The organism is Bradyrhizobium sp., from assembly GCF_019242285.1.
Lineage (GTDB): Bacteria > Pseudomonadota > Alphaproteobacteria > Rhizobiales > Xanthobacteraceae > Bradyrhizobium.
In genome coordinates, this window is the sequence record NZ_JAFAVV010000968.1 from 1 (window position 1) to 3461 (window position 3461).

Genomic DNA, 3461 nt, shown 5'->3' on the forward strand with positions numbered 1-3461 from the left:
CCGCGGCAAGGTCGTGCGCAAAGAAATCTGCGGCCTATCCATCGGTTGCTGTGAGACCATGATGAGGCCCCGCGAGAGTAGGATTTGGCCTCAAGGACGAGGTGGGTCCGTTGCAACGACACGCCAGCCTACGATCTTATAGGATTCCTGACCGAGCCGACCTAGGGTTCTGAATTTTGCGCGCCATCTTTGAAGTCGTGCAACTCGGGCTCATGGCACGGCGACTGGATCGCTCCAGACGCCGGTGTTCCATTCATTATAGCGGGTGCAGCATGCACCGTGAGATTGAAAATACCTACCAATTGGCTGGGGCGCCGATTTGGTTTGCCTATTCTCGAGGCCCGACCACAGGGATTGCTTCATCTCCCCGCAAGTCGTTTAGCTGGACGCCCGTCACGGCATGCTTGAATGCCAGCTCGATCACGCCGACGATCTGTGTCGCGGCCTCTTCCGGTGGCAGACCTGCGGGGCGAATATTGGATATGCAATTTCGGCGCGAATCCATCGTGCCGATCCGTGGCCGCCACGTCATGTAGGCGCCGAGCGAGTCCGCCGCGGACAGACCCGGACGTTCGCCGATCAGGACGACGACCAGCCTCGCGCCAAGCAGTTCACCAATCTCGTCGCCGATTGCGACGCGTCCCTGCTCGACCAGAACGAGGGGACCGATCGTGAGGCCCCGGGCCAACAACAGCTGCCGCAGATGATCGAGCAGTGGCTGAAGGTTGATTTCGATGGCCGAAGCGGAGAGACCATCGGCGGCGACGATCGCGACATCGTCGCCACGCCGCTGGCTCTCGATGGCAAGACGCCCCTCGGGCGATAGGTGGCGTCCCAGATCCGGGCGACGCAGATATTCGGCCCGATCGGCCGCAGCGCTTCGGACGGCAACGACGCTCCAGTCCCGCTCGCGAAGCAATTGCCCGATCGAATCGAAATCGAGCGTGGCGTGAACGGCGTCGCGCGCGCGGGCATGATCGAGCATGAAGCGGAGGCTCGTCTCAGTCAGTTGCCCGGACCCGCTTCGCCCGAGCGCAATGCGCGCCGGTGTGAAGCGTCGCAGGCTCGCGAGCTTGTCGAGCACGGCGAGTTGATCGCTTTCATGCGGCGGATCGTCTCGCATCGTCAGGCTTTCATCGTCTCGATCAGCGCGATGGCCGGGTCGATCGCTCCGGACGCCGCCTTCTCGAGCAGACGACCGTCCCAGTCGGTGAGCCCCATCCGCGTCAGCCAATCCTCGAACTCCGGAGCGCATCTCCGACCGAGAGTCTGGCGGGCGTAGAGGATGTCGTGAAACGCCAGGCTCTGATAGTTCAGCATGACGTCGTCAGCGCCAGGGACCGCGATGACGAAGGTGACACCTGCTGCGCTGAGCAGCGTCAGCAGCATATCCATGTCGTCCTGATCGGCCTCGGCATGGTTGGTGTAGCAGACGTCGCATCCCATCGGCACGCCGAGCAGCTTGCCGCAGAAATGATCCTCAAGCCCGGCCCGCGTGATTTCCTTGCCGTTGTAGAGATATTCGGGACCGATGAAGCCGACGACGGTGTTGACGAGCAGCGGCGTGAACCGCCGTGCGATCGCATAGGCGCGCGCTTCCATCGTCTGCTGGTCGATGCCAAAATGCGCGTCGGCGGACAATGCACTGCCTTGTCCGGTTTCAAAATACATGACGTTCCGGCCGACCGTGCCGCGAGCCAGTGAAAGCGCGGCATCGCGGGCCTCCGCCAGGACGGAGAGGCTGATCCCGAACCCGCGATTGGCTTTTTCCGAGCCGGCGATGGATTGAAAGACGAGATCGACCGGGGCGCCGAGATTGATGGCCTGGATCGCGGTCGTGACATGACCCAGACAGCAGGTCTGCGTCGGAATACCGAGGCGGTCCCGCACATCGTCGAGCAGGCTGACGATCCGCACATAGTCCTGCACGCGATCGGTCGCCGGATTGACGCCGATCACCGCGTCGCCGACTCCGAACAGGAGTCCGTCTAGCAGGCTCGCCGCAATTCCACGGGAGTCGTCGGTCGGATGATTCGGTTGCAGCCGCGTGGAGAGCCGGCCGGCCAGCCCGATCGTGTTGCGAAACGCGGTTACGACGCTGCATTTGGCGGCAACCGTGATGAGGTCCTGCGCACGCATGATCTTGGAGACTGCGGCGGTCATTTCGGGGGTTAGACCGGGGGCAAGCGCCGTCAGACGGCTTGTCGTCGTCCCGCTGTCGAGGAGCCATTCGCGGAACCCGCCGACGGTCAGATGGGACACGGGTTCGAATGCCGAGAGGTCGTGGCTGTCGAGGATCAGACGGGAGACCTCATCTTCCTCATACGGCACGAGATCGACATTGAGGAAGGTCTTGAGCGGAAGATCAGCCAGCGTCATCTGGGCGGCGACACGCTCGATCGCGCTCCTGGCCGCGACGCCGGCCAGCGCATCGCCGGAGCGGGCCGGCGACGCCTTGGCAAGCAGCGTCTTGAGGTCGTGAAAGCTCCAGCGCGTGCCGTTGATCGTTGTGCGGTAGGACATGCAACAAGGCCTTACTCGGCTGGAGCGCCAGCTTGCCGCGATCGGCGGGCGAGCAAATTGGCGACGATCAGCAACAGGATCGACAGACCCATCATCAAGGTCGCGGCCGCCGTGATCGCCGGACTCAATTGCTCGCGCAGACCGGTGAACATTTCGAGCGGCAGGGTGCGCTGCTGGGCGTTGGCGAGAAACTGTACGACGACCACCTCGTCGAACGACGTCACAAAGGCGAAGGCCGCGCCGGACAATACGCCGGGCAGGATCAGCGGCAGCATGACTCTGAGGAAACCGGTCAGCGGCTTGGCTCCAAGAATCGACGTCGCCCGCATCAGGTTGCGATCGAACCCTGAGAGGCTCGCCCCGACAGTCACCACGACAAAGGGGCTCGCCAGCACGGTGTGAGCAAGGATGATGCCGGCATAGGTGTTGGCGAGCCCAATGCGGGCATAGAAGAGATACGTCCCGACGGCGGTCACGACGACCGGAACGATCAGGGGCGAAATCAGGAGCGGCACGACGAACCGCCGCGCCGGGAACTTCGGATCGGACAAGCCGATCGCGGTGAGCGTTCCCAGGATGGTCGCAAGGACGGTCGCGCCCGACCCGATCAGCAGGCTGTTGCCGATCGCGGCGCGCCAGCGCTCGGTGCCGAGCACCTCGGCGTACCACCGGGTCGAAACTCCCGCCAACGGGAAGGTGAAGAACGAGCCGCCGTTGAAGGAGAGCGGCACCGGCACGAAGATCGGCACCACCAGGAAAATGAGCGTCAACCCGCACCAGAGCAGCAGCAGCCCCAGACGGAGGCGGTCGCCGGTCGTGGCGTAGGGCGAGAGCAGCATGGCTAGAGCAGCTTCAGCCGGTCGAGGCCGAGCAGCTTGGCGAACCCGGCATAGAGCGCGATGGTCATCAGCAGCAGGATCAGGCTCAGCGCTGCCGCA

The 3461-nt window shown here is 63.7% G+C and carries 3 protein-coding genes; all 3 read right to left on the minus strand.

Annotation, left to right across the window (positions count from 1 at the left end):
- Positions 1-328: 328 nt before the first annotated feature.
- From eutC to JOY90_RS39570, 3 genes are read right to left on the minus strand one after another with little or no spacing between them, the layout of a single operon-like run.
- Positions 329-1123: an ethanolamine ammonia-lyase subunit EutC gene (gene eutC / locus JOY90_RS39560; protein ID WP_291696505.1), complete on the minus strand. Its 795-nt coding sequence runs from the start codon at positions 1121-1123 to the stop codon at positions 329-331.
- 2 nt (positions 1124-1125) lie between these two features.
- Positions 1126-2523 carry an ethanolamine ammonia-lyase subunit EutB gene (locus tag JOY90_RS39565; protein WP_291696506.1) on the minus strand — a complete coding sequence of 466 codons (1398 nt, stop codon included), beginning with the start codon at positions 2521-2523 and terminating at the stop codon, positions 1126-1128.
- Positions 2524-2534: 11 nt separating this feature from the next.
- The gene (locus JOY90_RS39570; RefSeq protein WP_291696507.1) at positions 2535-3362 is read right to left on the minus strand and encodes an ABC transporter permease; all 828 of its coding nucleotides are present in this window, start codon (positions 3360-3362) and stop codon (positions 2535-2537) included.
- Between the last annotated feature and the right edge of the window lie 99 nt (positions 3363-3461).